This window comes from Streptacidiphilus sp. EB103A (genome assembly GCF_041261405.1).
Taxonomy (GTDB): Bacteria; Actinomycetota; Actinomycetes; order Streptomycetales; family Streptomycetaceae; genus Streptacidiphilus.
This window is the reverse complement of sequence record NZ_JBGCAQ010000041.1, coordinates 1-26843: the sequence shown is the minus strand read 5'-3', so window position 1 is coordinate 26843 and position 26843 is coordinate 1. Positions and strand designations below refer to the sequence as shown.

26 protein-coding genes are annotated in these 26843 nt (G+C 71.3%); 17 read left to right on the top strand and 9 right to left on the bottom strand.

All coding sequences use genetic code 11. The features are described from left to right. Positions 1-268 precede the first annotated feature (268 nt). From ABH941_RS39900 to ABH941_RS39875, 6 genes are all read left to right on the top strand, one after another. Complete coding sequence (locus tag ABH941_RS39900) at positions 269-1450, top strand: hypothetical protein (protein ID WP_370137465.1); 1182 nt, start codon at positions 269-271, stop codon at positions 1448-1450. Positions 1451-1492: 42 nt separating this feature from the next. Continuing rightward, positions 1493-1927 (top strand): hypothetical protein, encoded by a 435-nt coding sequence (locus ABH941_RS39895; RefSeq protein WP_370137463.1) that lies wholly within the window; start codon positions 1493-1495, stop codon positions 1925-1927. Further along, positions 1924-3114 (top strand): MFS transporter, encoded by a 1191-nt coding sequence (locus ABH941_RS39890; RefSeq protein ID WP_370137459.1) that lies wholly within the window; start codon positions 1924-1926, stop codon positions 3112-3114. The genes ABH941_RS39895 and ABH941_RS39890 overlap by 4 nt, the downstream gene beginning before the upstream one ends. Before the next feature lie 268 nt (positions 3115-3382). Next, the gene (locus tag ABH941_RS39885) at positions 3383-3610 is read left to right on the top strand and encodes a hypothetical protein (protein WP_370137438.1); all 228 of its coding nucleotides are present in this window, start codon (positions 3383-3385) and stop codon (positions 3608-3610) included. A gap of 280 nt (positions 3611-3890) precedes the next feature. After that, positions 3891-4181, top strand: coding sequence for a hypothetical protein (locus tag ABH941_RS39880; protein ID WP_370137411.1), 291 nt, complete (start codon positions 3891-3893; stop codon positions 4179-4181). Continuing rightward, positions 4133-4450, top strand: a complete 318-nt coding sequence (locus ABH941_RS39875) for a hypothetical protein (RefSeq protein WP_370137386.1) — start codon at positions 4133-4135, stop codon at positions 4448-4450. The genes ABH941_RS39880 and ABH941_RS39875 overlap by 49 nt, the downstream gene beginning before the upstream one ends. Positions 4451-4535: 85 nt before the next feature. On the opposite strand, the gene ABH941_RS39870 is transcribed toward ABH941_RS39875, so the two are convergent. Further along, complete coding sequence (locus ABH941_RS39870) at positions 4536-5084, bottom strand: hypothetical protein (RefSeq protein WP_370137356.1); 549 nt, start codon at positions 5082-5084, stop codon at positions 4536-4538. A gap of 246 nt (positions 5085-5330) precedes the next feature. Here ABH941_RS39870 and ABH941_RS39865 point away from each other — a divergent pair, with 246 nt between their 5' ends. After that, a complete protein-coding gene (locus tag ABH941_RS39865) occupies positions 5331-6533 on the top strand; it encodes a glycosyltransferase (RefSeq protein ID WP_370137321.1) in 1203 nt (400 codons plus the stop codon). Here ABH941_RS39865 and ABH941_RS39860 read toward each other — a convergent pair. The 6 genes from ABH941_RS39860 to ABH941_RS39835 form a co-directional block, all read right to left on the bottom strand. Next, positions 6530-6949: a low molecular weight phosphotyrosine protein phosphatase gene (locus ABH941_RS39860; RefSeq protein WP_370137300.1), complete on the bottom strand. Its 420-nt coding sequence runs from the start codon at positions 6947-6949 to the stop codon at positions 6530-6532. The genes ABH941_RS39865 and ABH941_RS39860 overlap by 4 nt on opposite strands. Next, complete coding sequence (locus ABH941_RS39855) at positions 6946-8082, bottom strand: DegT/DnrJ/EryC1/StrS family aminotransferase (protein WP_370137291.1); 1137 nt, start codon at positions 8080-8082, stop codon at positions 6946-6948. The genes ABH941_RS39860 and ABH941_RS39855 overlap by 4 nt, the downstream gene beginning before the upstream one ends. Further along, the gene (locus ABH941_RS39850) at positions 8079-9077 is read right to left on the bottom strand and encodes an ATP-grasp domain-containing protein (protein WP_370137279.1); all 999 of its coding nucleotides are present in this window, start codon (positions 9075-9077) and stop codon (positions 8079-8081) included. The genes ABH941_RS39855 and ABH941_RS39850 overlap by 4 nt, the downstream gene beginning before the upstream one ends. Before the next feature lie 11 nt (positions 9078-9088). Continuing rightward, positions 9089-10093 (bottom strand): dTDP-glucose 4,6-dehydratase, encoded by a 1005-nt coding sequence (gene rfbB / locus ABH941_RS39845; RefSeq protein ID WP_370137476.1) that lies wholly within the window; start codon positions 10091-10093, stop codon positions 9089-9091. A 168-nt stretch (positions 10094-10261) separates the two neighbouring features. Beyond that, positions 10262-11002, bottom strand: coding sequence for a GntR family transcriptional regulator (locus ABH941_RS39840; RefSeq protein WP_370137257.1), 741 nt, complete (start codon positions 11000-11002; stop codon positions 10262-10264). Between the two features lie 186 nt (positions 11003-11188). Continuing rightward, entirely contained in the window at positions 11189-11872 is a 684-nt protein-coding gene (locus ABH941_RS39835; RefSeq protein WP_370137216.1) for a DUF402 domain-containing protein, read from the bottom strand. 865 nt (positions 11873-12737) lie between these two features. Between ABH941_RS39835 and ABH941_RS39830 the strand changes: the two genes are divergently transcribed. The 7 genes from ABH941_RS39830 (at position 12738) to ABH941_RS39800 (ending at position 22478) form a co-directional block, all read left to right on the top strand. Continuing rightward, entirely contained in the window at positions 12738-13781 is a 1044-nt protein-coding gene (locus tag ABH941_RS39830) for a conjugal transfer protein (protein WP_370137204.1), read from the top strand. Positions 13782-13795: 14 nt separating this feature from the next. Beyond that, positions 13796-14116 (top strand): hypothetical protein, encoded by a 321-nt coding sequence (locus ABH941_RS39825; RefSeq protein ID WP_370137199.1) that lies wholly within the window; start codon positions 13796-13798, stop codon positions 14114-14116. Beyond that, entirely contained in the window at positions 14113-14688 is a 576-nt protein-coding gene (locus tag ABH941_RS39820) for a hypothetical protein (RefSeq protein WP_370137195.1), read from the top strand. Before ABH941_RS39825 ends, ABH941_RS39820 begins: the two co-directional genes overlap by 4 nt. A 30-nt stretch (positions 14689-14718) precedes the next feature. Beyond that, positions 14719-19791 carry an ATP-binding protein gene (locus tag ABH941_RS39815; RefSeq protein ID WP_370137190.1) on the top strand — a complete coding sequence of 1691 codons (5073 nt, stop codon included), beginning with the start codon at positions 14719-14721 and terminating at the stop codon, positions 19789-19791. Continuing rightward, positions 19788-20873, top strand: a complete 1086-nt coding sequence (locus ABH941_RS39810; protein ID WP_370137185.1) for a C40 family peptidase — start codon at positions 19788-19790, stop codon at positions 20871-20873. The genes ABH941_RS39815 and ABH941_RS39810 overlap by 4 nt, the downstream gene beginning before the upstream one ends. Next, entirely contained in the window at positions 20870-21502 is a 633-nt protein-coding gene (locus ABH941_RS39805; protein ID WP_370137181.1) for a hypothetical protein, read from the top strand. The genes ABH941_RS39810 and ABH941_RS39805 overlap by 4 nt, the downstream gene beginning before the upstream one ends. Positions 21503-21674: 172 nt before the next feature. Continuing rightward, positions 21675-22478, top strand: coding sequence for an alpha/beta fold hydrolase (locus tag ABH941_RS39800; RefSeq protein ID WP_370137472.1), 804 nt, complete (start codon positions 21675-21677; stop codon positions 22476-22478). A 232-nt stretch (positions 22479-22710) separates the two neighbouring features. Here the strand turns inward: ABH941_RS39800 and ABH941_RS39795 are convergent, their stop codons facing one another. Next, positions 22711-23583, bottom strand: coding sequence for an LLM class F420-dependent oxidoreductase (locus ABH941_RS39795; protein ID WP_370137178.1), 873 nt, complete (start codon positions 23581-23583; stop codon positions 22711-22713). A 15-nt stretch (positions 23584-23598) separates the two neighbouring features. Next, positions 23599-24177: a TetR/AcrR family transcriptional regulator gene (locus tag ABH941_RS39790; protein ID WP_370137172.1), complete on the bottom strand. Its 579-nt coding sequence runs from the start codon at positions 24175-24177 to the stop codon at positions 23599-23601. 94 nt (positions 24178-24271) lie between these two features. On the opposite strand from ABH941_RS39790, the gene ABH941_RS39785 reads away from it, so the two are divergent. The 3 genes from ABH941_RS39785 (at position 24272) to ABH941_RS39775 (ending at position 26598) form a co-directional block, all read left to right on the top strand. After that, entirely contained in the window at positions 24272-25282 is a 1011-nt protein-coding gene (locus tag ABH941_RS39785; RefSeq protein WP_370137167.1) for an NAD(P)-dependent alcohol dehydrogenase, read from the top strand. 37 nt (positions 25283-25319) lie between these two features. Then, positions 25320-25724: a nuclear transport factor 2 family protein gene (locus ABH941_RS39780; protein ID WP_370137161.1), complete on the top strand. Its 405-nt coding sequence runs from the start codon at positions 25320-25322 to the stop codon at positions 25722-25724. Positions 25725-25848: 124 nt separating this feature from the next. Further along, on the top strand, positions 25849-26598 hold the full coding sequence (locus ABH941_RS39775) for an SDR family NAD(P)-dependent oxidoreductase (RefSeq protein WP_370137157.1): 750 nt from the start codon (positions 25849-25851) through the stop codon (positions 26596-26598). Positions 26599-26843 lie beyond the last annotated feature (245 nt).

The following is a 26843-nucleotide window of genomic DNA, read 5'->3' as shown; positions in this document are numbered from 1 at the left end:
ACCGGGGTCTTCCGCTGACCGGTTTTCGGCTGCGGGCTGTGCATGGCTGGTCGCGGGGGGGGGCCCCCCCCCCCCCCGGGGGGGGGGGGGGCCCCCCCCCCGGGGGGGGGGGGGGGGGGGGGCCCGCCCCCCCCCCCCCCCGCGTCCGCACCGACTCCGGGGACCGCCCGGGACACGCACGCCGCGGCAGAACCACGTGCCCCGCAAGCCGTCCTTCGACAGCCCCGCGCCGCCGCGCGAACCTCACCACCCAGCGGGAGAACCACCAGTGCCCCATCCCCCAGCTGTCCGCCGACCCGCTCCACCGGCCCGCAGACCCGAAAGCACCGGCGCGACCGACACCCTGGTGTTCACCGGGACGATCGGCGACTTCTGGTCCCACACCCAGGTCCGCGACTGGATCATGCTGCACCCGCAGATGACCCGAACCGCCTACCTGCTGTACTGCCTGCTGCGCTCCATGGTCACCGAGAAGCGCCCCGGGGCGCTGCGCAGGATGAGCCTGGATCAGCTGTGCTGGCTGCTTCCCGGCATCAACGGCAAACCGACGGGCTTGTCGACCGTCAAGGACGCACTGCAGGTCCTGGCCCGGCTCGGCCTGGTGACCAACCCCGACGGACGACTCGTCACCTCCAGCGGCTCCAGCGGCATCCAGACCACACGGCGCCGGTACCAGGTCCACGACCTGCCTCCGAACGCCTACGACGGCTGGCGCAACGCCTGGGACAAGTTGGACGCCTACCACCCCAACTGGCGCGAGGACCCGCCCGCACCGCCCACCCGACGCGGCCCCCAGGAACCCGGCGAGCGCCTCGATGGCCGGAATTCCGGCCATCGAGCCGACCTGGACCGCAGGAGAGAAACCGCAGGTCGCTTCGATAGCCGGAAATCCGGCGCCCCCAGCCGGAATTCCGGTCAGCCCAGCCGGATTTCCGGCGGCCACAAGCCGCTGACCTGCGAAGACGATCCCCCCAAAGAAGTCTCTCCAAGAAGTTCTTCTCTCTCTGTCGGGCGCAGGCCCGCGGCGGCCCCGGCAAGAGGCGAGAGAGAGAACGGCTACGCCCAGCCCCTGGACGAGGCCGAGCAGGCCGCGGTACGGATCGCGCAGGCCTGGGCGGACGGAATGCGCTCCGGCGGCGGAACCCTGATGCCCCGCCGCCAGGCCTCGATCCAGCACCAGGCCGCCGAGCTCCTTGCCGCCGGCGAGACCGACACCGACTTCCTCGCCTCCCGCGCGCAGTGGATGGGACGGGTCAAACCCACCTGGTCCAGATTCGAGGACGCCCTGACCTTCGAGGGACAAGGAGCCCCGCCACGGCGATCGAGTACCGCCAGGCAGCGCCTGGCCGTACGGTGCGGCGACTGCGATGACGGCTGGCGCTACCAGGATCCCCACACCGCGCTTGGGCCCTACCGCTGCCCCGACTGCGCCGAACTGGCACGCGGTTGAACGCCCGGTTTTCCCGAAGACCCACTTGAAGGGACTGCACGCATGACCAGCAACAGCGAGACCGACCGGGAGCACCTGGTCCGCGACATCGTCGAGGAGCTCCGAACACTCGCCCCGGACGACGTCGAACGGGGACTGCTCGTCACTCTCCTACTCACCCAGGACGGCATCACCGAGTCCCTGGCCGAGGACTGGAACCTGGCCGTCGGGACGCGCCGTCAGCGACTCGAATACGCCCTGGCCGAGGCCCTGGTGTACCTGGAGTCCGTGGAGCGCCGGGAAGGAGCGGCGTATGACCAGCAGACTCTTGACTGGCACGTCATGGTCCTGGCGCAGGCAGCACTTCCGGTCCCGCAGGTCTGTATCTGCGGTCGCCCGGCGTCGGAGTGCACCGAACGCGGCCGGATGGGGCAGCTGATCGAACCCGGCGAGCGCGTGGAGAAGTCGCCGCTCGGCCCGACCCGGGGGGAGGGGTGAGCGACACCGTTGAGGAGACCTCGCTCGGCGCGGTGCTGCAGCCTCCGGCCAATGTGCGGCGAGCGCGGTGGCTGCTGACGGGCTTCTTCGCCGGCCAGGGCGTGATCATGGCGACGTGGGCGACGCGCATGCCTGCAGTGAAGGAGGCCGCCCACCTCACTCCCGGCGCGCTGTCCGTCGCGCTGGTCGCCGCCTCCGCGGGGATGATCGCCATGCTGCCGCTCAGCGGACGCCTCGCTGAGCGCCCCCAGGGCACGGGCCGACTCCTGGTGGGCGCGGCACTCGCACTGGGCACCGCCCTGATCCTGCTGGGCCACATCTGCTCCCTCCCTGCGCTCGTCGCAACCGCGGCGCTCTACGGCGCAGGTCAGGGCCTGCTGCTGGTACCCCTGAACGCGGCTGGCGTCGCCATCCAAACCCAGATGGTGAAGCCGATCATGTCCACGCTCCACGCGTCGTACAGCATCGGTGCGCTCTGCGCCGCGGCGGTCGCCACGGCCACTGCCACCGTCCCGCACTCGATCGTGTTCACGGTCGTGGGCACCACCGTCATCGCGGCGGCACTGCTGAGCGCGCCCCTCAGCCTGTCGCTCACGGCGTCGAAGGCGCCATCGACTGCTGCTCAAGGACAAGTTCGTGCCCGGTGGGTGGTGTGGCTGCTGGGAGGCATGATCGCCGCAGGGCTCATCGCCGAGGGCACGGCCCTTGACTGGTCCGCAGTCCATGTCCGCTCGCTCGGCGCGTCCGCTACAGCCGCTGCCGCCTCGTACTGGCTCTACAGCGCCGGGATGGCCGCCGGCCGTCTGATGGGCGACACGCTCACCGCGAAGCTCGGCCCCCAGACGCTGCTTCGCACCGGGGCCATCGTGGCCGCCGTCGGGCTCGGCGCCGGTCTGGCCGCCACGAACACGCCCGCGGCGACTCCCGCAGCGCTGATCGGCTGGGCGCTTCTCGGTCTCGGGCTGGCCCCCGTCATCCCGCTGCTCTACACCGCCGCCGGATCGTACGGGCCCCGCGCCGTCGCCTCCATCAGCACGATCGGGAACCTGGGGCTGCTGGGCGGCCCGGTCGCCATCGGCGCCATCGCCACCGCCACCGCCACCAGCCTGCCCGTTGCCCTCAGCGTGCCGGTGATCCTGGCCGCGGCGCTCGCCGCCGCAAGCCGAGCCGGGGCACCAGCCCCCTGAAGTGACGGCCGGCCAGGGCCCTGGGCAGCATTGCTCGCGGGGCCCAGACACCCGGGTGGCGGTGGCCACGGCGCGGCCCGGCAACGCCGGGATGGCACGCGCGTGACAGCGGCTCCAAAAATTCATCGACTTTCATACGCGTACCAAGCACACATACGTGAAGATGGTCGTCCGTAGACGTCGCGTCGAGTAGGCGGGAGTCCCCGCTGTGGGCCGTCATGCACCTCACACCATGCCGACTGCGGCTTCCACTCGCACTCACCTTCGGGTGCTGTCGATACTGTTGGCCCGGCATGCGGCGGACCTGCCCGACGAGGCCCTGGGCGACACCGCACGGCAGAACGCGGTCCGGTTGCTGGCCTGGTCGACCTCGGCCGCGGCCCTGGCGGCGGCCGCCCTCACCGAAAGCGATCCGGCCCAGGCCGCCCGCTACCGGGACCAGGTCCGCTCCACCCTCGCCGAAGCACACGCCCTCGCCTGGTATCCCGGCTCCTGAGACGGGACGTCAGAACCGTCTCATCGCCAGTCCATCCACGTCACCCGAACTCAGTCCGGAGCGTGTCAGCCGGAGCGGGTAGGTTGCCGTTCGTGGCACACGAACGGCACAGATACCGGGATTCTGCTGGTTCGGATGGCTGCGGGTGCGCGATGATGGCGGATCACTACCGATCGTGTGCAGAGATAAGGGGGACGCGCCCGATGGACGCACCCACCACGAAGGGCAGCCTGAACACCGGTGCCGCCCGTGCCGAGCTGCGCAAGCGGGGCTGAGAAGCGTGTCCATACCTTCGCCGCGCACCGTGCGCTCCCCGGCCCGGATCGTGCGCACGACCACCGACTCCGGCGGCACTTGTTCGGTGGTCTTCGAACTCTGGAGGCAGTCCGCCATCACGGTTCCCGTCCCCTCACCGGTGCTGCAGCAAGCCCTCGGGCTGACCCACCGCCAACTGCTGGGCGCGGAGGCCACCGCCCTCATTTGCGTTGACGCGGTGCTGGAGACTGAGGTCAGGCCAGTGGCGTGGCAGCCGATTTCGCGTTCGAGCGCCACGCCGGTACGGGCCGCCTGATGCCGGCCACGGAGAGCGGGCCGAGCGCCGTCGACACCAGCGCGCTGTCCGAGCGAGGTTGGGAAGCGCTGGGTGAGCTCCGGCGCCTGGAGGATCATGGACTTACCGCTGCCAGGCAGCCCGGCGGCATTCACCTCGCGACGATCAAGTCCCTGCAGAAGCTTGGCCTAGCCGCCATCGAAGATCATCCGGAACGGGACCGCAAGGGCCGCCGCTGGGTGGCCCGACTCACCGAGGCCGGCCGGCGCGCCACCGACGCCCCAGCCTGAGCGAAGTCACCGCCGACCAAGGACGCCGCCGTGTCGCGCGCGGACGCGCGGAGAGTCACCCGTTCGAGGGATGACCTGGCGCAGCTCACTCCTTCAATCTGCCCGCGCGGATCTGAATGCGCATCAGGTGCAGAGTGATCAGGGCTTGGGCGAGGGAGCCTTCGGCGGAATCCAGGGCGAGGTGGGCGTAGTCGCGGCGGCCGTTGTCTAGGTGATCCTGGGCTTCAACCAGGCTGGCGGCGGCCATCACGCTCGCCGAAGCGCCGGCGACGCCGGGCGGCTCGGGGGCTTCGTCGTCGTCAAGGTCGACGTCCGCGAGAAGAACCGGGACGTCGAAAGCCGTGCGGTTCAGCCGGTTGATCAGCACGGCACGGTGGACGTCCCGGTCGGCGCTGGTGTGCTGCCATCCCTCCTGGAGTCCGTGCAGGCCCACGGGCGGCTCCTGCTTCACGTCGACCACGGTCGCGACCTCGGTCTCGGCCAGGCCGAGCAGAGCTCCGAGCAGTTCGGGGATGTCCTGCTCGGTGGGGCCGTCGGGGCGTTGGTCCGGGTCGGCGATGTGCCCGCGGCCGACAGCCGCCAGCGCGTTGAGGAGTTGGTCGACGGTGAGCGGGGTGGTGCTCTGCAGGCCCATGCTGAGTCCCCTTCTCTCCGCGCTCCTTCGAGGGTCCCACTGGATCCCGCCCGGTAGGGCGCGATCCAGTGGGACCCACTCGTGCAAGCCGGTCCCCTATTGCGGCTGTTCGGCACAGCCGGAGCCGTATCCCGCTTGGGCTGGGATCGGCGATGGCCCGAGAGGAGCGACCGGACCTGCTAGCGTCCGGATCGGTCGGCTTGCTCCGAAGCGGGCTGAGGGTTCGTCTGATCGGGAGTCCTGTTCATGAGTGTCGACAGCGTCAGCCAGCCGAGGCCTGCACGGGAGCGGGCCTTGCGGCTGATCGTCTCGGGTGGCGGGACCGGTGGGCATACCTATCCCGCCCTGACCACGGTGCGGGCCCTGCGGAACCTGCTGGCCGCCGATGGCCGGGATCTGGAGGTGCTGTGGGTGGGTACCGCCGACAGTCTGGAGGAACGGGTCGCCACCGCCGAGGGGATCGCCTTCAAGCCGGTCGCCACGGGGAAGATCCGCCGTTCCGGCAACCCGCTGAAGATGGTCTCGGCGGCGAACGTCCGCGACATGGGCCGGGTGCCGCTCGGGGCCGCGCAGGCACGCTCGATCGTCTCGGACTTCCGTCCCGACGTGGTGCTGGCTACCGGCGGTTACGTCGCTGTCCCGATCGGCCTGGCAGCGAAGATGTGCGGGCGGCCCTTGGTCGTGCACGAGCAGACGGTCCGGCTCGGGCTGGCCAACAAGGCTCTGGCGCGGGTGGCGGCGCGGTTCGCTGTCTCCTCGCCGTCCACGATCGAGCTGCTGCCGGAGGCCGCCCGCCGAACAGCGGTGGTCACCGGCAACCCGGTGCGGCCGGAACTGCTGAGCGGGCACAAGGACAAGGCGGTGCAGGCCCTTGGCCTGCACGGCTTCGATCCATCGCTGCCGTGCGTCTACATCACCGGCGGCGCGCAGGGGTCCGTGCAGATCAACACCCTGGTCCAGCAGAACCTGCCCTGGCTGCTGTCCCAGGCCAACGTGGTTCATCAGTGCGGGCCGGTGTCCCTGCAAGAGCTGCGGACCGGTGCGGCGGCGCTGCCGCCGGAGCTGGCGTCCCGGTACCACCTGACGGAGTTCGTGGGCCCGGAGCTGGCGGATGTGCTTGCGCTGGCGGACGTGGTGGTCTCGCGCAGCGGGGCGGGCACGATCGCGGAGATCACCGCGCTGGGCAAGGCCGCCGTGCTGATCCCGCTGGCCAGTTCAGCGGGCAATGAGCAGGCCCACAACGCCGGCCACCTCGACCAGGCCGGGGCGGCCGTCGCGTTGTTGGGGGAGGTCACCGCTGAGCGGCTGCGGGCCGCTGTGGCGCCGCTGCTGGCCGACCCGGCGCTGCGGGCCCGGATCGGCGAGCGGGCGCGTGCTCACGGTCGCCCGGATGCGGCTGACCGGCTGGTGGATCTGCTTCTTGCCACGGCCGTCGAGCACGCCAGTTAGGGCAGGTGCAGGGCGGTCGCGGCCTCGATGAGGACCACGCAGTCGTTGAACACCTCCTGGGCCCCGCCCATCGGATCGGGCACGTCGCGGTCGGGAAGGTAGAGGCGGAGCTTGGCCGCCTGCTGGTCACTGCTGATCGCCCGGAGAGTCTCAAGTACGGCCCCGTCCATGGCCAGCACCGTGTCGGCCCAGTCCAGCATCTGCGTGCTGACCTGCTCGGCGCGGTGCCCGGTCAGGTCGTGGCCCAGCCGACGTGCGGCGGCGACCATCGCGGGGTGGGCCGGCTGGCCCCGCCACTTGCCGATCAGTCCGGCGGAGCGGACCTGAACCGCCTCGCCACCGCGCCGCGCGAGCGCGAGGGCCGCGAACGGAGAGCGGCAGTAGTTGCCCAGACACACCGTCAGCAGCCTGGTCATGACCGGCCCCCGGCGGCGAGGGCCTGCCGCAGTGCGGTGGCAACCTGGTCGACGTCGTGCTCGTCCAGGTGCTGGTGGAAGGGCAGGCTGAGGATCTCCCGCCCGAGCTGTTCGGTGACCGGCAGCGGCCGGTGCCAGCGGGCGAACGCGGGCTGCAGGTGGTTGGGCGGGTAATGGACGCCCACCCCTATGCCCTTGGCCCTCAGCGCGTGGAAGACCTCGTCCCGGCCCGGTACGCGGACCTGGCACAGGTGCGGCACCGAGCGGTCCGCGTCGACCTCGACCAGGGTGACCGCGTCAATGTCGGCCAGCGCGTCACGATAGACACACCACAGCGCGCGGCGGGCCTGTGCGGTGGTGCGGAAGCGGGGTAGCTGGGCCAGGCCGATGGCGGCGTTGATCGCCGACATCTGGTAGCGCAGCCCGTAGCCGTCCACCTGGTAGCCGGTCAGGGTGGCGCGGTCGGCCTGGGACTGAACCACCCCGAGCAGGCGGAACCTCCGTATCTCCTCAGCCTCACGGGGCGTGCGGGGGATCACCAAGCCGCCCTGGCCGCAGGTCAGGTTCTTGATCGGCCCGAACGAGAAGCAGGTCAGGTCACCGGTGGTACCCACGCGGCCGCCTGCGCCCTGGGAGCCGAAGGCGTGCGCGGCGTCCTCGACCACGGCGATGCCGCGCTCGTCCAGCAGGGCCCGGGCGGGGGTGAGGTCGACGGCCCGGCCGCCGAACAGGACAGGCATAACCGCCCGGGTGGCCGGGGTAAGGGCGTCCAGCACGATCTGGTGGTCCAGGCACAGCGAGAGGGGGTCGACCTCGACGAAGCGGGGTTCGGCGCCGACGGCCAGAACCGCCTGCACGCTGGCGCAGAAGGTGAGGGAGGGGACGATGACCTCATGCCCGGCGCCGACTCCGGCGGCGACCAGGGCGGTGTGCAGGGCGGCTGTGCCGGAGGTGACCGCGACGGCTTCCGGAACGCCCAGGAAGCCAGCGACCTGGCGCTCGAAGCTTTCGGTGACCTCGGTGTGGCCGTACTGGCCGCCGGCCAGCACCTGGGCCACCGCTTCGGCCTCGGCCCCGTACAGGTAGGGGCTGGCGTTGCGGCCCGCGTCGGGCCGCAGGGAGGTGGCGGTCACGTCGTGGCGACCCTTCCTTCAGCGGTGGCGGGGAGGATGGAGACATCTCCGCTGGCCAGGGTTTCGGTGTACTTGGTCAGGAACATCCCCGGCTTGTAGGTGAGCTTGTCGTGGTCAACGGGCTGGTCGAACAGCCCGTTGACCCACTGGCCGACCAGGTCCGCACCGGCGGCCTCGGTCAGAGTGAAGCCGCCGGCGATGCGCACGTTGAGCTCGGTGATGGTGACCTGGCCGTCATCGTGGACGAAGCCCTGCACGCAGCACAGTCCGGCCGCGCGCACGGCGTCCAGAGTGTGCCTGACCAGGTCGGTGACGACCGGGTCGTGGAAGGTGGAGGAGACGGCTGCGAGTCCGGCTTTGACCACGTCGCGGTGGCGCAGGATCACCGACGCCTGCCCCAAGCGGTCCACCAGGCAGTCCGCCGTGAACTCGGCGCCGTGGATCCTGGGCTGGATCACCGCTTCGGCCATCAGCTCGGCCAGGACGCGGGCCTGCTCGCGGGTGCGGCAGAAGTGGACGTTCTGCGCCCCGTGGCCGCGGCGCGGCTTGACGACCAGTTCACCCCGGTCGGGGACCTGGTCGAGCTGGTCGGGCAGGAACGTCGGCACGGTGGCGATACCGTGCCCGGCAAGGACGCGGGCGAAGGCGGCCTTGTCGATGCAGGTGCGTGCGGAGTCCTCGTCCGGGAGCCACAGGCGCACGCCCGCCCGGTCGAGGTCCTCGCGGATCGCGAGGAGCGGCGGGAGGTCGTTCTCGATGCCGGCCACGACCGCGTCCGCCTTCAGTTCCCGGCACAGCGCGGTGATGTGAGCGGGGTAGGCGGGGTCGTCGGCGCGCGGAGTGACTTTGGCGGTGACGGTGGGGATCAGCAGGCCCGGGGCCAGGGGGCTGGCGTCGGTGGCGATGACGTGGTGTCCCAGCCGAAGGAGGCTGCGGGTCAGGTCGAAGCCGGGGTTGGCTCCCACGCCGGTGACCAGGATGCGCTTGGTGTCCATGGCGGTCTCCCTCATACGGGGTGGAACATCGGGGCGGGACGGTGTTCGGCGGCGGGGGCGCGAAGGAGCGGCGCCCACCGGTCCGGGTTGTGCCGGTACCAGTCGGCGGTCCGTGCGAGCCCCTGATCCAGGTCATGGACCGGCCGGTAGCCAAGGGCGGCGATCTTGGAGCAGTCCATCGCGTAGCGGATGTCGTTGCTGGACCGGTCGGGGATGTAGCGCACGCGGTCCCAGTCGGCGCCGAACAGCGTCAGGATGCGGGCGGTCAGCTCACTGCTCGTCAAGTCGGTGCCGCCGCCGATGTTGTAGACCTGGCCCGGGACTCCGTCACGAAGCACCAGGTCGATGCCCTGGCAGTTGTCCTCCACATGGAGCCAGTTGCGCAGGTGCTGGCCCTGGCCGTGCAGGGTGACCTGGTGACCCTTCAGCAGGCGGGTGATGAACAGCGGGATGATCTTCTCGGGGTGCTGGCGCGGGCCGTAGTTGTTGGAGGAGCGGGTGACGCACACCGGCACGCCGAAGGTCTGGAAGAACGACAGCGCCACCAGGTCGCTGGCTGCCTTCGAGGCGGCGTAGGGGACGGTGGGCCGCAGCGGCGCGTCCTCGTCGGCCTGCCCGCTGGTCAGCGGGCCGTAGACCTCGTCGGTGGAGACGTGGATGAAGCGCAGCACGCCGGCGTCCCTGGCCGCGGCCAGCAGGGTGTGGGTGCCAAGGACGTTGGTGGACAGGAAGTTGCCCGCCTCGTAGAAGGACCGGTCCACGTGCGACTCGGCCGCGAAGTGCACGATGGCGGTGTGCTCCCGGGCCAGGACGCCCACCAGCCGGGCGTCCAGGATGTTGCCGGGGACGAACGCCAGCTTCGGCGAGAGCATCGCTTCGGCCAGGTTCTCCACGTTCCCGGCGTAGGTCAGCGCGTCCAGGACGGTGACCTTGTCGACGTCGTCGGCGGCCAGCAGGCGGCGGACGAAGTGGGAACCGATGAAGCCGGCCCCGCCGGTCACCAGCACCCGCGCCATCGCGGAGGGCTCGGGGCGGGGGCCGAGGGGGATGGGGTTGCCGAGTGCGGTCACGGGCTGCCTCCAAGAGGGCGGCGCGCCAACCAGCGCGCAAGTTCCTTAAGGAACTTTCCCGCTAGTTCCCTAAGGAAGTCAACGCCTCGGGGGCAGCCAACCCAACCCCTGGCGTCACGCCGGGAACTCCCACTCCATCAGGTAACGGGAGGCGTCCAGCGTCATCTCGTTGACCTCCACCGGGACACCGTCCTGCGCGAAGGCGAACCGCACGATCAGCACCACCGGCGTCCCTGCCCCCAGCTCCAGGGCCCGCGCCTCCTCTGGCAGCGGCATACGAACCCGGACCTGTTCGCGGAAGCCCACCGGCGGCCACCCCAGCTCCGCCAGCCGGGCATAGGTGCCGCCGGGGCCGCTGTCCGCGCGGGTGATCGCCGACCCGGCCACCATCGCCGCCGGCAGATAGGAGGTCGCCAGCATCACCGGCGCGCCCTCCACCAGATAGCGCCGGTCCCGCACCCATACCGCCGCCCCCGCCTCCAGACTCAGCGCCTCCGCGATGCGGTCGGGACAGGGCCGTTCGGTCACCGTCACTCGGTCCACGGCCATGGGCCGCTGGTCCAGGTCCGCCTCCCAGATGGAGCGCCCGCTGCCCCACTGTGCCGCCGCCAGCCGCTTGCCCGCCTGCCTCAGGATCGGCTGGAAGGCCCGCACCCGGGTGCCGGAACCGCGCCGCGCCTCCGTCAGCCCCTCCGCCGCCAGCACCGCCAGCGCGCGCCGCGCCGTCTCCGCCGCCACCGCGTACTGCTCCACCAAGACGTTCTCGCTCGGAACGACCGCCCCCGGCGGCAGGTCACCATCGAGAATCCGACGCCGCAAGTCATCGGCGATCAGGCGATACGGCGGGGTCGGCACGGCTCCTCCAAGGATCAGTCAGTTCCCTAAGGAAGCCAACGTAAAGCACTGCGGTCGCGCCGTCCTCCGTGGGGCGTGGTCAACTCGCAGGAGCCGGCGTGCAACCGCCTGCCCTCGACGACGAGGGGTGGCCAGCTCGGCGGCAACGAACGCCCCTGCACCCAGGAGCAGCACACTGCCTGGCCGTCAGCCGTGTTCCCGGACGGGGACGGTGAGCGCGCCGGCCGGCAGTGCGGGCCAGGTCCACCCGGGATCGGGCCGCCAGGTCTGCGGCGCGTCAGCGAACGGACCGCTGCAGTCCTCGATGAGCCCGACGACGTACTCGCGGGCGGCCTGCACCCGCTGGTGCTCCCGCTCAGTGACCACGCCCAGGCGACGGCCGTGCGCGTACTCGTCCTCGTCCTCGTCCTTCCACTGCAGCTTCGCCAGGTCCGGCGACACCACCAGGTCCACCAGCAGGTCGAAGGTGTCGATGCCGATCTCGGTCCGCTGGAAGGGGCGCTGGAAGTTCACGTAGAACCGGTTCAGCCGGTGACCGGCGTCGTAGAACCGGCCGACGCTGAAGAAGTCGCCCGCCCGCGTCTGGGTCACCAACGACGTCTCCTGCCACGTCCGCGTCTCAAGCTCCCACTCCCCCGCTGCCAGGGCCTCGACCGCCCGCACCCGAGCGGAAGCGTCGCCGTTTCGGGCCCACTCCAGCCACGGGCTCGGCGCCAGGCTCTCCAAACCGACCCAGTGGGCGAGGACCATCGCCTCGCCGCTGTCGGCCAGGAGCCGGTACGGGGCGGCGGTCCATACCCGGCCCCCGAAGACATCCCGACGTGCAACCGCCTGCCCTGGGTGAAAAGCAGCGCCGCTCAATATCGCCATGCGCTCAGGTTCTCATCGGTCACACCTCCTCAACGATCCCCTCCGCCCCGGGGTAACCGGAGCAGGCCGGACAGTGCGCGCGTGCACGGCGCTGGATGAGTTGGCGTATGCGCAGCGCGCACGGAACGCGCGCATTCATGCGCGTTGTCCCTGCGACGCGGCATGCGCAGGTGTGGTTGCGCACGGTGGCTGCGCGCACTGCTCTCGGCACGGGTCCGGCAGGAAGCCGGTGACCCGGGATGCCTTCAGCCAAGTCATGGGTCACGCGGTTGCGCGTCTCGTTCAGCGTGTAGTTGGCCGCGTCCCGTATCGGCCGCGCGCGAGGGCCTCGGGTCCGGTCCCTCTTCGCCGTCCGTCCTGACGGCGAGGTGCTCTGTGCCAGGCCCACCAATCCCGGGCGGCCCAGGGGATCTGGCTCTGGGACCGTACGTGGCGACCGGGACCAGGATCATCAGCCGGACGGTCATCTGGGTGATCGCCGTCGGTCGATCCACCGCCGAGGCCCTCTACGCGGTGGGCAGCGTCAGTGACGAAGGACGGCCCGAAGCGGGGCACGGCCGCAGATGCGGTGGTCGGCTCCGTCACGCAGCCGCAGAGAGCGGCCTCGGTAGCGGGCCTCTTGGTGGTGAGTGCCGGTCAGGGCTGGTGACTGAGTAACCAGTTCTGTACCCAGTGCAGGTCAGCGGCGGTTTTCCGGACCGCAGCAGGCCCACGGCGGGCGGGGTGCGGAGGCCTGGTTACTGCGCTGTCACCAGTGCCCCGTTCCCGTCTTGTGATGGTGGCCGGGTGAATCCGGTGACCGGGGCGGTGACCGGCCGGGGGTTGAGTCAGGGCAGTAGATCCGCCACTTCCCTGGAAGGCCCCCATGCCCCGATCCCCCGCTCCGGCGCCCGTCCGCGACACGGAACGCGATCCCACTCCCCCGCCCGTCGCCGGAACCGGGCGGGCCCATCGCCGCGGACTGATGGTCCGGCTCGGCGTGTGGGCGGCGATCGCCGCCGGCCCCCTGGCCCTGTTCGCGTCCTGCGCCGCGAACACCGCCACGGGGGCCGCCGTGCGAACAGCGCAACCCACCGCACGCGCCACGGCCGCGCTGGACCCCGCGGGGTTCGCGCAGATGTTCGTCTCACTGTGGCTGCGCGCGGACGCCTCGACCGATGACGCGGGTGCGCGCGCAGTGCGCAGCATGGCCCCTGGCGTCGCGCTGCTGACGCATGCGCAGAACGCGCAGAGTGCGCAGACGGTCCAGCAGTGCGCAGCGGTGCGCAGTGCGCAGATCGCTCCGGGCTACTGGTCGGTGGTGGTGGGCGTCGAACTGGACTCCGGGTCGGCTGTGGCGCTGCGCTACTTCGCGGTTCCGGTCCAGGTCGCCTCCGGCACGGGCACCGGCACGCTGGGGACGATGACGGTGGCGGCCGCCCCGGCCGAGGTCGGGCCCGCGGCGGCGGGCAGTGCGCCGCAGACCGGGTATCCGGCCGCGGTCGCCTCGGACTCAGCGCTGGCCGCGTCGACGACGGCGTTCTTGTCGGCCTACCTGACCGGTTCGGGTGTGCTCTCCCCACTGCTTTCCCCGGGTACCCAGCTGGCCCCGCTGTCGGCGGCCCCGTACACGGCGGTGCAGGTGGTGCAGGTCAGTGCGGACCGCTCAGGCGTGGACGGGGCGGTTCCTACGGACGGGACCCTCGCCGAGGTGTGGGTGCAGGTCACCGGAACGGATCGGGCCGGGACGCAGTGGCCGTTGCAGTACGCGCTGCGGATGCGCGCGCGGGCCGGCCGCTGGGAGGTCGCCGCGCTGGAACCGGGCCCGCAACTCGCCGGCACGCCGTCCGCTCCGACCGCCGCACCATCTTCCGTGCCGTCGACGGCGCCCTCGGGCACCAGTCCCAGTTCCTCACCTTCTGCCTCGTGATTCCGGAGAACACCATGCACGCATCTGTCCATCTGGCTGGCGGCGCCCTGCAGAACCTGGGCAACAACCTGATCGCGATGTTCACCGGCTGGGCGCCGGGGGCGCTGGAGGCCGCCGGGGCGCTCATCGTCGTGGTGACCATGGTCCGGCGCTTCAGCCTCAAGGCCGGCATCGGCGCCCTCATCGCCTTCGTACTCGTCCTGGCGATCTTCCAGGACCGCAACAACATCGCATCGATGTTCACCAATCAGATCCAGTCCGCATCCACCACCAACGGCCTGGGCGCACTGCGAGGCCACAACGTGGTCCAGCTGCCGTCGAAGGCGGGCCGGTGAGCGCCGGCGAGCAGCTGGTCATCGCACGCTCCTACACACGAGCCCGGCGGTGGCCGTGGGTGCTGGGCAAGCTCGGCGAGCTGCGGCTGCCGCTGGGCCCCTACACCCCGGCGCAGTTGGCAGTGGCCGGGGTGGGAACGATCGCGCTGATCCGCACCTACGGCTGGTGGGCCCCGGTGCTGGGGCCGCTGCCGGTGCTGCTGCTGGGGCTGGCGGTGTGGGCGGCGCGCTCGGCGCGGATCGGCGGCCGGGTCCCGGCCGCCGCCCTGTGGGGCGTGACCCTCGCCCTGGCACAGCCGCGGGCCGGGCGGATTGCGGGACGCACCGCCCGCGACCGGCCCCGGGCGGATCTGCTCGGCGGCTTCCACGTCACCGACACCGCGACTGGCGAAGCGCTGGAGGTGCGCGCGGTGGCGGAGCTGGACGCGCAGCGGGTTGCGCAGTCTATGCGCACCGTCGCGGCGCCGGTGCGCAGCAGCACTGCACAGGCCGCGCAGTCCGAGCAGGTGGTCGGCGCGCAGACGGTGCTGCAGCGGCTGCTGGCCGCCCACGCCGACCAGTCCGACCAGTAGAGACATCCAGTTCGAGGCGGAGGAGGAACGATGCGGGTCCCGATGCGGCATGTGGTGGACAACCTGGTGTGGACGGTGCACGGCACGGTGTGGGCGGTGTACCAGGTGACGCCGGTCGCCTCGCGGTTCGTGCCGGCGCGCACCCGCCGCGAGCTGGTGGGCCGGCTGACGTCGATGGTGCGTCAGCTGTCCGGATCGCCGCGGTGGTTCGGACTGTGCGCACAGATCGACGAGGGCGAGGTCGTGGCGCGAATGGTCGAGGGCGTGGATCTGGACAAGCGCCCGGCGTGGGAGGAGGTCGCCAACGCGTCGCTGTCGCTGCTTGAGGGCGCCGAGATGTACCGGCGCAGCCACTGGCTGGCGATCCCGCTGCGCGCCCCCTCGGCCCTGGCCGAGGCGCAGGCGGCTGCAGCGAGCGCCTGGAGCGAGGTCGGCGACCTGCTCGGACTCGCACCCAGCCGGGTGACCGCCGGTGAGGTCGACGCCTACCGCCGACGCGCCCAGAACCTGTCCGCACAGCTGGCCGGCGGACCGGTGCTGCGTCCGGCGAAGCCGGCGGAGATCGTGTGGATGGTCCAGCACGCGATCCACCGCGGCCTGGAGGAACCGCTGCTGGTCCAGGCCCAGGCTGCCACCACCGGCGGCGGCCGAGTACTCGGCGACACCCTGCATTCTCCCTCCTACCAGGGCCTGGGCCAGGTGCGGCTGGCCGAGGGCGGCCAGCTCGGCGCCGCAGCCCGACGCGACAAGGACAGGGCGCGGGCCTGGTGGAAGCGCCGCGACGGCACCTCGCCGGTGTTGCGGCGGTGGCTGGAGGTGGAGAGCGAGCAGGGCTGCTCCTACCAGGCCCACCTGGCGATCGGTCAGCAGCCCGCGGCGGTGGTCGCCCAGGCGGCCGACGTGCTGGCCCAGGTGGAGGCGATGCCGTTCCCGGTGGACTACGTGGTGGACCTGCAGATCATCCCGGCTGAGAAGGCGAAGATCTCGGTGCGCCGCAAGAAGCGGGAGTTGGTGGACCAGGCCGAGCAGTACGGGGCGGAGACCTCCGGGCTGCCCGAAGCCATGTACAGCGCGGCCGGCGAACTGGGCGAGGAGAGCACCCGCCTGGAGCAGACCGCCAGCGAGGTCGAGGTGCAGGCGGTCACGGCGCTCACGGTGTGGGCGGACACCCCCTCGGTGTGCGAGCAACGCGCCCGCACCCTGGCCGGGGCGCTCGAAGGCGGGGACTACAAGGTGATCCGGCCGATCGGCGGCCAGGAGTCGCTGTTCGCGCTGGGCCTGCCCGGTGCACCGGCCGCACCCCGGTTGCGGGAGTTCCGGCAGGTCGAGCTGTCCGAGGACTGGGCCATGCGCGGCGCGGGGACCAGCATCGACCTGGGGGATGCGGTCGGGGCTCTGGCCGGGTTCTCGATTGACTGCGGCACCGCGCGCCCGGTGCTGATCGACCTGGCCGGGGCGCCGGACCGCGATGTGTCCGCGTCCATGGGCGTGGTCGGCGAGCTGGGATCGGGCAAGTCGGTCTTCGAGAAGGCCCTGTCCAGCGCGGTGGTGGACCGCGGCGGCCAGGCGATCGTGGTGGACCGAACCCCGCTGCGCGAGTGGGCCGCGTTCGCCACCGCCGCCACCGACGGCCGCGCGCAGATCGTCGACGCAGCCGCCGCGGCGGTGTCCATCGACCCGCTGCGGCTGTTCCCGGCCGGGGACGGAACCCGGTGGGCGATGAGCTACCTGACCCTGCAGCTGGGAGTGGGCCCGATGACCCCGGCCGGGGCACTGCTGTCCCACGTGGTGCAGAAAGTCGCCGCCGGCCCCGACCCCAGCATGCACGCCGTCCTCACCGCGCTGGACGCGATGGCCGCCGACTCTGATGTTCCCGGGGTGCGCGGTGAGCACGCGGCCACCCTGGCGGACATGCTGCGGATCGTGGCCCAGGACCGACTCGGTGCGATGGTCTTCGACCCGGTGCTGCCGCCGCTGCGCTGGCAGGACCTGGACGGCGACATGGTCGTCATCACCACCGCCGGCCTGACCCTGCCCTCCACCCAGGCACTGGCCAAACCGGAACTGCTGCGCCAGCAGCCGCTGGAGGCACTGATCGGCCGGGCGGTCCTCTACCTGGTCGCAGCCGTCGCCCGGCAGGTGGCGTTCACCGACCCCTCCAGGTTCTGCCTGATCGCCCTGGACGAGTGCTACTGGCTGACCGCCTCCACCGAGGGGGCCCAACTGGTGCATGAGATCGTCCACGACGGCCGCAAGCACAAGGCGGGCGTCTTGTTGGGTTCGCACGACCCCGAGGAACTGGGCAGCGAGACCACCCGCGGATTGCTGGGCTACAAGGTCGTGATGCGGCACACCGACCCCGTACTGGCCCGCCGCGGCCTGGTCTTCCTGGGCCTGGACGGTACCGACACCCTGCTGGAGGACGAGGTCACCGGCCTGTCCCCGCGCAAGGAGGACGACCGCAAGGGCGAGTGCCTGCTGCGTGACTCCCAGGGCCGCACCGGCCGGATGCGGGTGATGATCCCCCCAGTGCCCCGGATCCGCGCCAAAATCCACACCACGCCCTCCGGCCCCGCACCGCTGCGCGCAGCCGGCCACCCCCCGGCGCTGGCCCCCGCGTCCTTCGCCAAGCAGTTGCAGGGGGGGCAGGCGATGAGGCGTCCCCGGCACCCCAGGAGGGTCGTCGGCCGGCTGGCGGGCTGGCGGCCCGCGCGCCCCGGGTGGCGGCAAGTGGGCACCGTCACCGTGCTGCTGTTCCTGGTCACCAGCATGCAGGTCGCCTCCGCAGCCGCACCGGGCACCGCAGCCAGCGGGGGCGGGTTTCTGGGCCCGTTCAACGTCTCCTCCGCCGAGGGCTTCCCGCTGGACCACTACGCCCTGGTGTCCAACCCGGGCGGGGTGACCAGCTTCCAGCAGGAAGCCCAGTCCTACATGATGTCCGGACTGTTCTCCCTGGTCCGCGTCGTCGTCGGCCTGGAATGCTGGCTTATCCACTGGGCCTACACCTTCCCGCTGGTCCAGTCCGTGGCCAGCACCGCCCAGCAGCTGTCCGACGCCTATCGCACCGAGGTCATCGCCCCGCTGCAACTGCCCGGCATGCTCCTGGCCTGGGCAGTGGTGGTCTGCTCGATCATGATCCTGCGCGGCAAGACCGGCCGCGGCTTCGGCGAGTTGTGCCTGACGTTCACCATCGTCGCGGTCGCCTCCAGCGCGCTGCTGCGCCCGGATGTGATCCTGGGCAGCGGCGGCCTGCTCGACCAGACCCACCAAGCCAGCCTGGAAGTCGCCGCCATCACCACCAACCACGGCGCCCCTTCGCCGACGGACGTGACCGCGAACAACATCTCCGTGCCGGTGCAGAACACCCTCACCACCACGTTCGTCGTCCAGCCCTACCAACTGCTGCAGTTCGGGCGGCTAATCCCCAAGGGCGACAAGGCCTACCCCGCCTATACGACCGCAGTGACGGTCGGACCGTTCAACACCGACGCCCACGCCGACCCCTCCAGCGGCTGCGTCCCGCTGCCGGGCCCGGGCGGTGACGCCTACTGCAAGGCCGGCGCGCCCTCCAAACCCAACTGCTCCGGACTGGTGGGCACCGGACGGGACGTGTGCGAGGCCGGGAACGGCTCCGCCACGGGCAACGTCCGCTCCTACACCGACCTGGCGAACGGCTTCAGCAAGGTCGACCCGGCGATCGCCGCATACGTGGTGACGCCGTCCTGGGACCGGGTCTTCGGGGCCCTGCTGCTGCTGTTCGCCGCGCTGGTCGTCGGGGTGATGGTGCTGGCGATGGTGCTGGCGATGTTCGCCGTCCAGTTCGCCGACGCCGCCCTGGCCTCCTGCTCCTACCCGGCCCTGGTGTGGGCGATCCTGCCCGGACCCAGCCGGGCCGTGCTGTGGCGCTGGGTCGGTTCCTTCGTGTCCTCCGCGCTGATCATGTTCGTCAGTGCCGTGTTCCTGCCCCTGTTCGGCGTCGCCGTCACCGCGTTCCTGGAGGGCGCTGGTCCCGGGCTGGTGCCGCGCCTGGCGATGGTCGACATCCTGGCGCTGGCCGCGCTCGGCTTCCACCGGCGCCTGATGGCCGGAGCCGGCGCCGCCGGATCCCGGCTCGCGAACCGGCTGCGGTGGGCCCGCATCGGCGGCTCCGGCTCCGGCGACGACGCGACCCGCACCGGACAGGTCATCGCCGGCGCCCTGTCCTCCAGCGGCCACGGCGCCAGCACCATGCGGGGCCTGGGCACGTTCGTCGGCGGCTCCCCCGCCCACGCCCACCTGCTGCGCCGCGCCCACCTGCTGTCCACCGCCCACGCCCTGGGCGATATCCCCGGCGTCCCGCTGCACCCCGGCAGGCTCCTGGGCGACATCCGCCGGGAAGCCGCCCACGGACTGGCCCCGCTCACCGGTGCCGCTCGCGGTGCCCGTCACCTGTGGCTGGGCCGCGAACTGAGCCCGGCGGAGTTCGAACGCCGCCGCATCCGGCCCGGCGCGGGCGGAAGTCTCCCGGTCGGGTCGAGGCTGCACAACCGGCTCATCCAGACCCGCGGCGGCCGCACCCTGCTGACCACCGGACGGACCGTCTGGGGCTCGACCCTGGGCCTGCCCGCCACCTGGACCCGCACCCGCCGCCGGGTCGACGCGGTACGGCGCGACGCCCGCGGCCAGGTCGAGCACTACCGACTCGAAGGCCTCAACTACTGGCGCACCGAAGTAGTCCCCGGAGCCCGCGACCTGTCCGCTCCCGCGCGCGCCGTGGGCCGCGCCGTGCTGCGCGCGGACGACCGAGTGCGACTGGCTGCCGGCGTGCACACCCCGAACCCCAGCACCGCGCCGCCCACCACTCCCCCGCCGCCGCCGTTCCCGCCCCGGCCACCGTCCCCGCCGTCATCCCCTCCGCCGTCCACTCCACCATCGTCTTCGTCTCTGCCGCGGGCGTCCTCGTCAAGGTCCGGTCACGGCCCCGGACCCGTGCAGCCGCCGCACGGCCAGAGCAGCGCCGAGGCCCTGCGCAGCACCGGCCGGGAGAACTTCACCCAGGCCCTGCACCGAGCCCGGCGCGAAGCCCGAGAACGCGAAGCCCGTGAGCGAGGTGACCTGCTGTGAGGAAGCTCTTCTGGCTGGCCGTCATGGGGATCACCGCCATGTTCCTGATGGTCCTGCCGCTCGGACTGGCTGCTGGCGGCAGCGCCACCGCGGACACCAGCAGCACGGCGGCCGAGACGGCGGGCCTGAACCCGGTCCTGGCCCAGGCCTACCAGCAGGCCGCGACCAGGGCGCCGCAACTCGTGCCCGGCTGCACGGGCATGACGTGGCAGATCCTGGCTGGCGTCGCCCAGGTCGAGTCGAACCAGGCCGCCGGTCGCTCCATCGCCGCCGACGGCGAGATCACCCCGCCGATCATCGGACCCGCTCTGGACGGCTCGGGCACCGGCGGCAACACCACCGCTCTCCACGACGGCACCGGCTACGCCCATGCCCTGGGCCCGTTCCAGTTCATGCCCGCCACCTGGGCCGCCGAGGGCCTCAACGCCCGCGGCACCACCACCGCCCCCGACGTGCAGAACGCGTTCGACGCCGCGCTGACCGCCGCGGTCTACCTGTGCGGGAAGGGCCGCGACCTAACCCAGGCCACCCAGCTCCACGACGCGCTGTACTCCTACAACCACTCCGAGGCCTACGTCGTCCAGGTCCAGGCAGCGATCACCCAGTTCCAGCAACTCCCCACCACCACAGCCACCGTCCCGGCCTCGGGGCGGGCCGCCGTCGTCATCGCGGCCGCCCTGGCCGAACGCGGCATCCCCTACTCCTGGGGCGGCGGCAACGCCCACGGACCCACCCGCGGGATCTGCTGCTCCCAGGGCGGACAGGACGGCCGCACTGTCGTCGGATTCGACTGCTCCGGCCTGACGCTCTACGCCTACGCCCAGGCCGGCGTCACTCTCCCGCGCCTGGCCGCCGACCAGGCCGCAGTCGGCCGCCGCATCCCCGCATCGGCCGGGCTGGCCGCGCTGCGTCCCGGCGACCTGATCTTCTTCGGGTTGATCCCCGGCGACGACGCCTCCATCTACCACGTAGCAATCTATGAAGGGGGCGGCATGATGCTCGAGGCGCCAAGGCCATCCGAAAATGTGAAATCCGCCCCCGTCTGGTCCTACGACTACGCCGGCGGGGCGGCGATCCTATGAGACCCCGCACCGCGCTGGCCGCCTCCCTTGCCCTGACCGTCACCGGACTGTGGCTCCTGCACACCTCCGCGCACCCGGCCACCACCTCGCGCGCAACGGCAATAACCGCCCCGACCACGACAGTTGACCCGCCGGCCGTAGTCGCAGCCGCGTCATCCCGTCTGCCACCGGCTGGCTCCTCACCTGCGGACAGCAGCTTCCCCGTCTCGCGCACCGCGGCCGCCTCGGCCCCGGCGGCCCTGGGTGCTACTGCCGAGGCCGGGGCCCTGGCGCCGGCCGACGGGCCGGCCTGCGACCCGGCGGTCCAAGCCATGCTCGACCGCAGCACCCCAAACAATCTGCCCGTCGTCCTCGAGCAGCAGTTGGCCCAGCTCGGTCGACAGGTCTGGCTGGCCGACGTCACCGGCGCCGACCGCACCCGATGGCCCGCCTACTTCACCAGCCCCGGCTCCTCCGGCTACACCCACGTCCGCGTCCAGGCCGCCATCGCCCGCCGGACCGCAACCACTACGGTGACCGTGACCCTACTGTGGGCCGGCACCTCACCGGACGCGGAACCCCAGATCGGCCTGCCCGGCACCGTCAAACTCGCCCAACACGCAGACGGAACCTGGGAGCCCACCCGATGACCGACACCGGGACGCACTCGACCCTGCGACCGCTGACCGGCCACATCCTGTTCCTGCTGCTGCGGCACCGCATCGCCTCCACCGCCCACCTGCCCGAACTCCTGGCCGACGAGAGCGTCGACACCGGCGAAGTCGGCGCCCGCCTCAAAGCCCTCCACTACGTAGCGGCGGGATCCAGCGGATCGCCGGCCTCCTGGTCCACGGGTTCCCCGAGACCTGGTGGACCTTTCACAAGATCATCCCGCTCCTCGCGCAGACCCACCGAGTCTTCGCCGTCGACCTGCGCGGCTTCGGCGACTCCGACAACGGGCCTGGCCAGTACGACAGCACGACCTCGGCCGAGGACCTGCACCTTCTCATCGAACATCTCGAAGTCGGCCCGGTCCACCTCAGCGGGCAGGACATCAGCGGGGCGACCGTCTTCCGCCTGTCGACCATCCACCCGCGGAACGTCCTCAGTTTCACGGCGATCGAGATGGGCCTGCCGGGGTTCGGCCTCGAAGTGCTGGCCGACATCACCCACGGCGGCGCCTGGCACATCGGCGTTCTCGCCGCCCCCGGCATCCCCGAGATGCTCCTGGCCGGCCGCGAGCGCGCATTCCTGGGACAGTTCGCATTCCCCGCCTTGAGCGCGACCCCCGGAGCGATCACTGACGAAGACATCGAGGAGTTCGCCCGCACTTACGCGCGCCCCGACGGCTGGCGCGGAGCGATCGGCCTCTACCGGTCGATGCTGCGGGAGGGCCCCGAAATCAAGGCTCTCGCCGGCACGCACGGCCTGACCGTGCCCGTACTCGCGGTCGGTGCGGGCGGAGGCCCCTTCACGGCCGGCACCATGTCCCAGGCTGCGGCAACCGAAGTGAGCTCGGTATCACTCGACGGCGTAGGCCACTATGCCGCGATGGAGGCCCCCGAGGAGCTAGCGAAGGCCATTCTCGAATTCGTCGGAAACGTCGACGCCGTCCAACGGTTCTAGGTGACCAGCGCAAAGGATCACCCCGACGTCTTGACGTGCAGATTTACGGTAGCTGGGATCTGGCCGGCGTCTCCGTCCCGCAAGAAGCTGCAGCCCGGTCGGCGTGAAGTTCAGCGACCTGTAGGGCTATCACTCTCTGCGATCGAGTTGAGATGGGCGTTGCGGCGACCCGAGGTCGCCGGTTTCTGGCCTCCGCGCGGGGTGTCCTGGACCGGGTCCGGGTGCTGGCGAGTCAGAGTTCGTGCAGTTTGGGCAGGATGTGTTCGCCGACGCGTGCGGTCCAGGCGGCGGGGTCGGGGCCGGTGGGGTTGACCCAGACTTGTTGGATGCCCAGTCGGGCGTAGGCCTGCATGGTGGTCAGGAAGGCGTCGGGGTCGGTGAGGGGGTCGAAGTGGCCGATGATGGTCTTCTTGATCTCGGCGGGGTTGCGGTCCTGGTTGTCGCAGTGGCGGGCGAGGGCGTCGAGTTTGCGGGCGATCTCGGCGGGGTCGAAGGCGAACAGGTTGCAGGCGTCGCCGTACCGGGCGACCAGGCGCAGGGTCTTCTTCTCGCCCATGCCGCCGATGACGATGGGCGGGGCCGGCTGTTGGAGGGGGGCCGGTGAGCAGATGGTTTCGGCGAGTTGGTAGTGGTGGCCGGTGTAGGGGCCGGTGTCCTGGCTCCACATCTGCCGGCAGATCTGCAGGGTTTCTTCCAGGCGCTCGAAGCGTTCGGTCACGGGTGGGAAGGGGATGCCCAGGCCGTGGTGCTCGCGTTCGTACCAGGCCGCGCCGATGCCGAGCAGTGCGCGGCCGCCGGAGAGGACGTCGAGGGTGGTGACGGTCTTGGCCAGCAGCCCGGGGTGGCGGTAGGTGACGCCGGTGACCAGCAGGCCCAGGGACAGGTGCTGGGTCTGGGCGGCGAGGTAGCCGAGGGTGGTGTAGCCCTCGAGCATCGGGTCATGGGCCGTGGTTTCGGGCTGTTCCATCTGGAACCAGTGGTCCATCAGCGTCAGCGCCGAGAACCCGGTCTGGTCGGCGGCCCGGGCGGTGGCGGCCAGTACGGACGGCAGTGAGCGGGGGCCGCCGGGCAGGTCGAATCTGGGCAGGTGCAGGGCGATGTCCATGGACCTCGGCTCGCTTCAGGGGCGGGTGGGGGTGCTGATTCTGCGGACGGCTTCGACCAGGGCTCCTCTGTGGACGGCCAGCCGGTCGGCTGAGGCGGGGTCGGTGCCGTCGGCCGCGAGCAGGTCGGCCGGGCTGATCAGCCAGCTGGCGGCCATGCCCTGCACGAGCACGAGCAGGTCGGTCGCCGGCAGGCCATTGGGATGCAGTGAGCCGTGCTGGTTGGTCATCGCTTGCACCTTGGCGGTGTAGACGCCGGCGGCGTCCGGGCCGATGGCGGGGCGCTCCAGCTGGCGCCACAGGCTCAGCCGCAGCGCTGCGGGGTGGGCGAGGAGATGGTCGAACATCCGGCCCGCGTAGCCGGGCAGGTCGTCCTCGGTGACCGGGACCTCGGCGATCAGCTGGCCGATGACGTGGTTGAGCACGGCGCTGAACAGCCCCTCCTTGTTGGCGAAGTAGACGTAGATCATCCGTTTGTTCGACCCGGCGACCTCGGAGATCCGGTCGATGCGGGCTCCGGCGAATCCCATCGCGGAGAACTCCTCCACGGCGGCGTCGAGGATCCTTCTGCGCGTGGCTGCGGAGTCTCGTGGCATGACTCCACCTTAAGTAAATAACTAGTTGTTGACAAGCTCCCCTGCTCGGGTGTCTGCTAGTAACCAAGCTTTTAGTTACTTCGGAAGGAAGCTCGTGAAACGCTGGATTCTGCCCGCAGACGCCACCGACGCCGCCAAGCTGGTTCTCGACGAGGTGCCCGTGCCCGTGCCGGGGCCCGGCGAGGTCCGGATCCGCGTCCGGGCGATCTCGATGAACTACCGCGACCAGCTGGTCCTGCAGGGCCCCTTCGGGCGGCTGCCGGGGCGCGACCTGGTCCCGCTCTCGGACGTCGCCGGCGAGATCGACGCCGTCGGCCCGCAGGCCGACCCGTGGCGGGTGGGCGACCGGGTCACCAACCTCCACGTGCTCGGCTGGAGCGAGGGCCGCCCGCCCGCCGCGATGGGTCTGGGCCTGGGCGCCCTGGACGAGGACGGCGTGCTCGCCGAGTACGTCGTCCTGCCGGCCGAACGCGTCATGAAGACGCCCGCGAACCTCGACCACACCGGGGCCGCCACCCTGCCTGTGGCCGCACTGACCGCCTGGAACGCCCTGTTCGGCGACCATCCGCTCACCGCGGGCAGCACGGTCCTGGTCATCGGCAGCGGCGGCGTGTCGCTGTCCGCTCTGCAGCTGGCCCGCGCCGTCGGGGCCCGGGTCTACGCGGCGGTGCGCGAGGACGCCAAGGGCGCGGCCCTGGTGCGCCTCGGCGCCGAGGGCTACGTCAACAGCCTGGCCGAACCCGAGTGGGGCCAGGCGGTGTTCGCGCTGTCCGGCGGCGTGGACAAGGTGGTCGACAGCGTCGGCGTATCGATCCTCCCCCAGGCGCTGGCGGCACTGGCCCCGGGCGGTGAGGTCGCCACCCTCGGGCTGTTCGACCTCAACGCGGAGCCGCTGGACGCGTACGCCCTGCTCGGCAAGCAGGCCCGCCTGCGCGGTGTCGCGGTCGGCAGCAAGGCCATGCACCGCGACCTCGTCAGCTTCGTCGAGACCCACGACATCCACCCGGTGATCGACCGCCGGATCGACTTCCTCGACGCCCCGACCGCCTATGAAGCCCAGACCTCCGCCGGACTGTTCGGCAAGGTCGTCATCGAACTCAACTGACCCGGCCCCACGCCGACGCAGCAGAACGGACCCACCCATGGCCAACTTCGACAAAATTCGCATCAACCAGCTCAGTGACCAGGCACTCAACTGGTTCGCCGAACTCCTGCGGGTCATCGAGACCCTGGACGTCGACGCCTACGTCGCCCTCATGGCACCCGACGTCCATCTCGTCCTGGACAACGGCGCCTTCACCGTCCAGGGCCGCGACGCCGTACGTGCCGCGCTCGCCCAGGGATGGCAGCAGCTCACCGGCATCGTCCACGACGAACTCAACCTCTACGGAACCGACCACCACTTCGTCCACGAGGCCACCAACACCTTCACCTTCCGCGACGGCACCAGCACCACCGTGGCCTCCACCGTCTGGATCGACCGCGACGAACACGGCCGACTCGCCGGCGCGCGCGTCTACAACGACCCCCAGGCCCTGCGGACCTGACCCCACGCCCGTGGGTGGCAACCGTCCCCGCGGCTGCCACCCCTCCGGCCCCGGCAGGCCACCGCCTGCCACCAGTGGCCCAGCAACCCTCACCACTGCACACCTCACTACAGGAGCCACAACCATGGGCAAGCTCAACGGGAAGGTCGCCGTCGTCACCGGAGCCGGCAAGGGAATCGGCGCGGGCATCGCGGCCGCCCTGGCCGCCGAGGGCGCGGCGGTGACGGTCAACTACGCCCACGACGCCGCAACAGCCGACACGGTTGTCGAGACGATCCGCAAAAACGCCGGCCGGGCGATCGCCGTCAAGGCTGACGTCTCCCGGCCCGACGACGTCGCTGCCCTGTTCGCCTTGACCCGCGAGGCCTTCGGCCCCGTCGACATCCTGGTCAACAACGCCGGGGTCTTCCGCTTCGGCCCGCTGGAGTCGATCACCGTGGCCGAGTTCCACCGCCACTTCGACACCAACGTGCTGGGCACCCTGCTCGCCTCCCAGGAATTCGCCAACCAGCGCGAGGCAGACGGCGGCAACATCATCAACATCACCAGCGTCGGCGTGTCCTTCGCCCAGCCCAACGCCTCCCTCTACACCTCCACCAAGACCGCCCAGGTCGGCCTGACCCGCACCCTCAGCGTCGAACTCGCCCCACGCGGCATCCGCGTCAACGCCATCGCCGCCGGCCTCGCCGACACCGAAGGCGTCCGCGCCACCGGACTGATCGGCACCGACGCCGAGCGCGCACTCGTGGCCCAGATCCCCCTCGGACGCATAGGCGTCCCCGAAGACATCGGCCCCGTCGCCGCCTTCCTCGCCTCCGACGACGCCCGATGGATCACCGGCGACACACTCTTCGCCACCGGCGGCCAGTACTAGCGGTGGTTCGTTGACGGCGGGTCAGGGTGGCAGTAGGCCGGTAGCAGAGGAACGTCGCCCCGCCGCCTGGGTGCTGTGGTGACCCGTCGCGTGCCGTGTCCGCCTGCTCCGGGCCCGCTGGAAGCCTACGCCGCTCGCTTCGATGACCTGTTCGTGCGCCACGAGGCGCTACTTGACCGTGCGGGGGTGGGAGACCGCCGCCGTGGCCTTGTCGCAGCAAGGCCACGAAGCTGAGGACAGCCTGA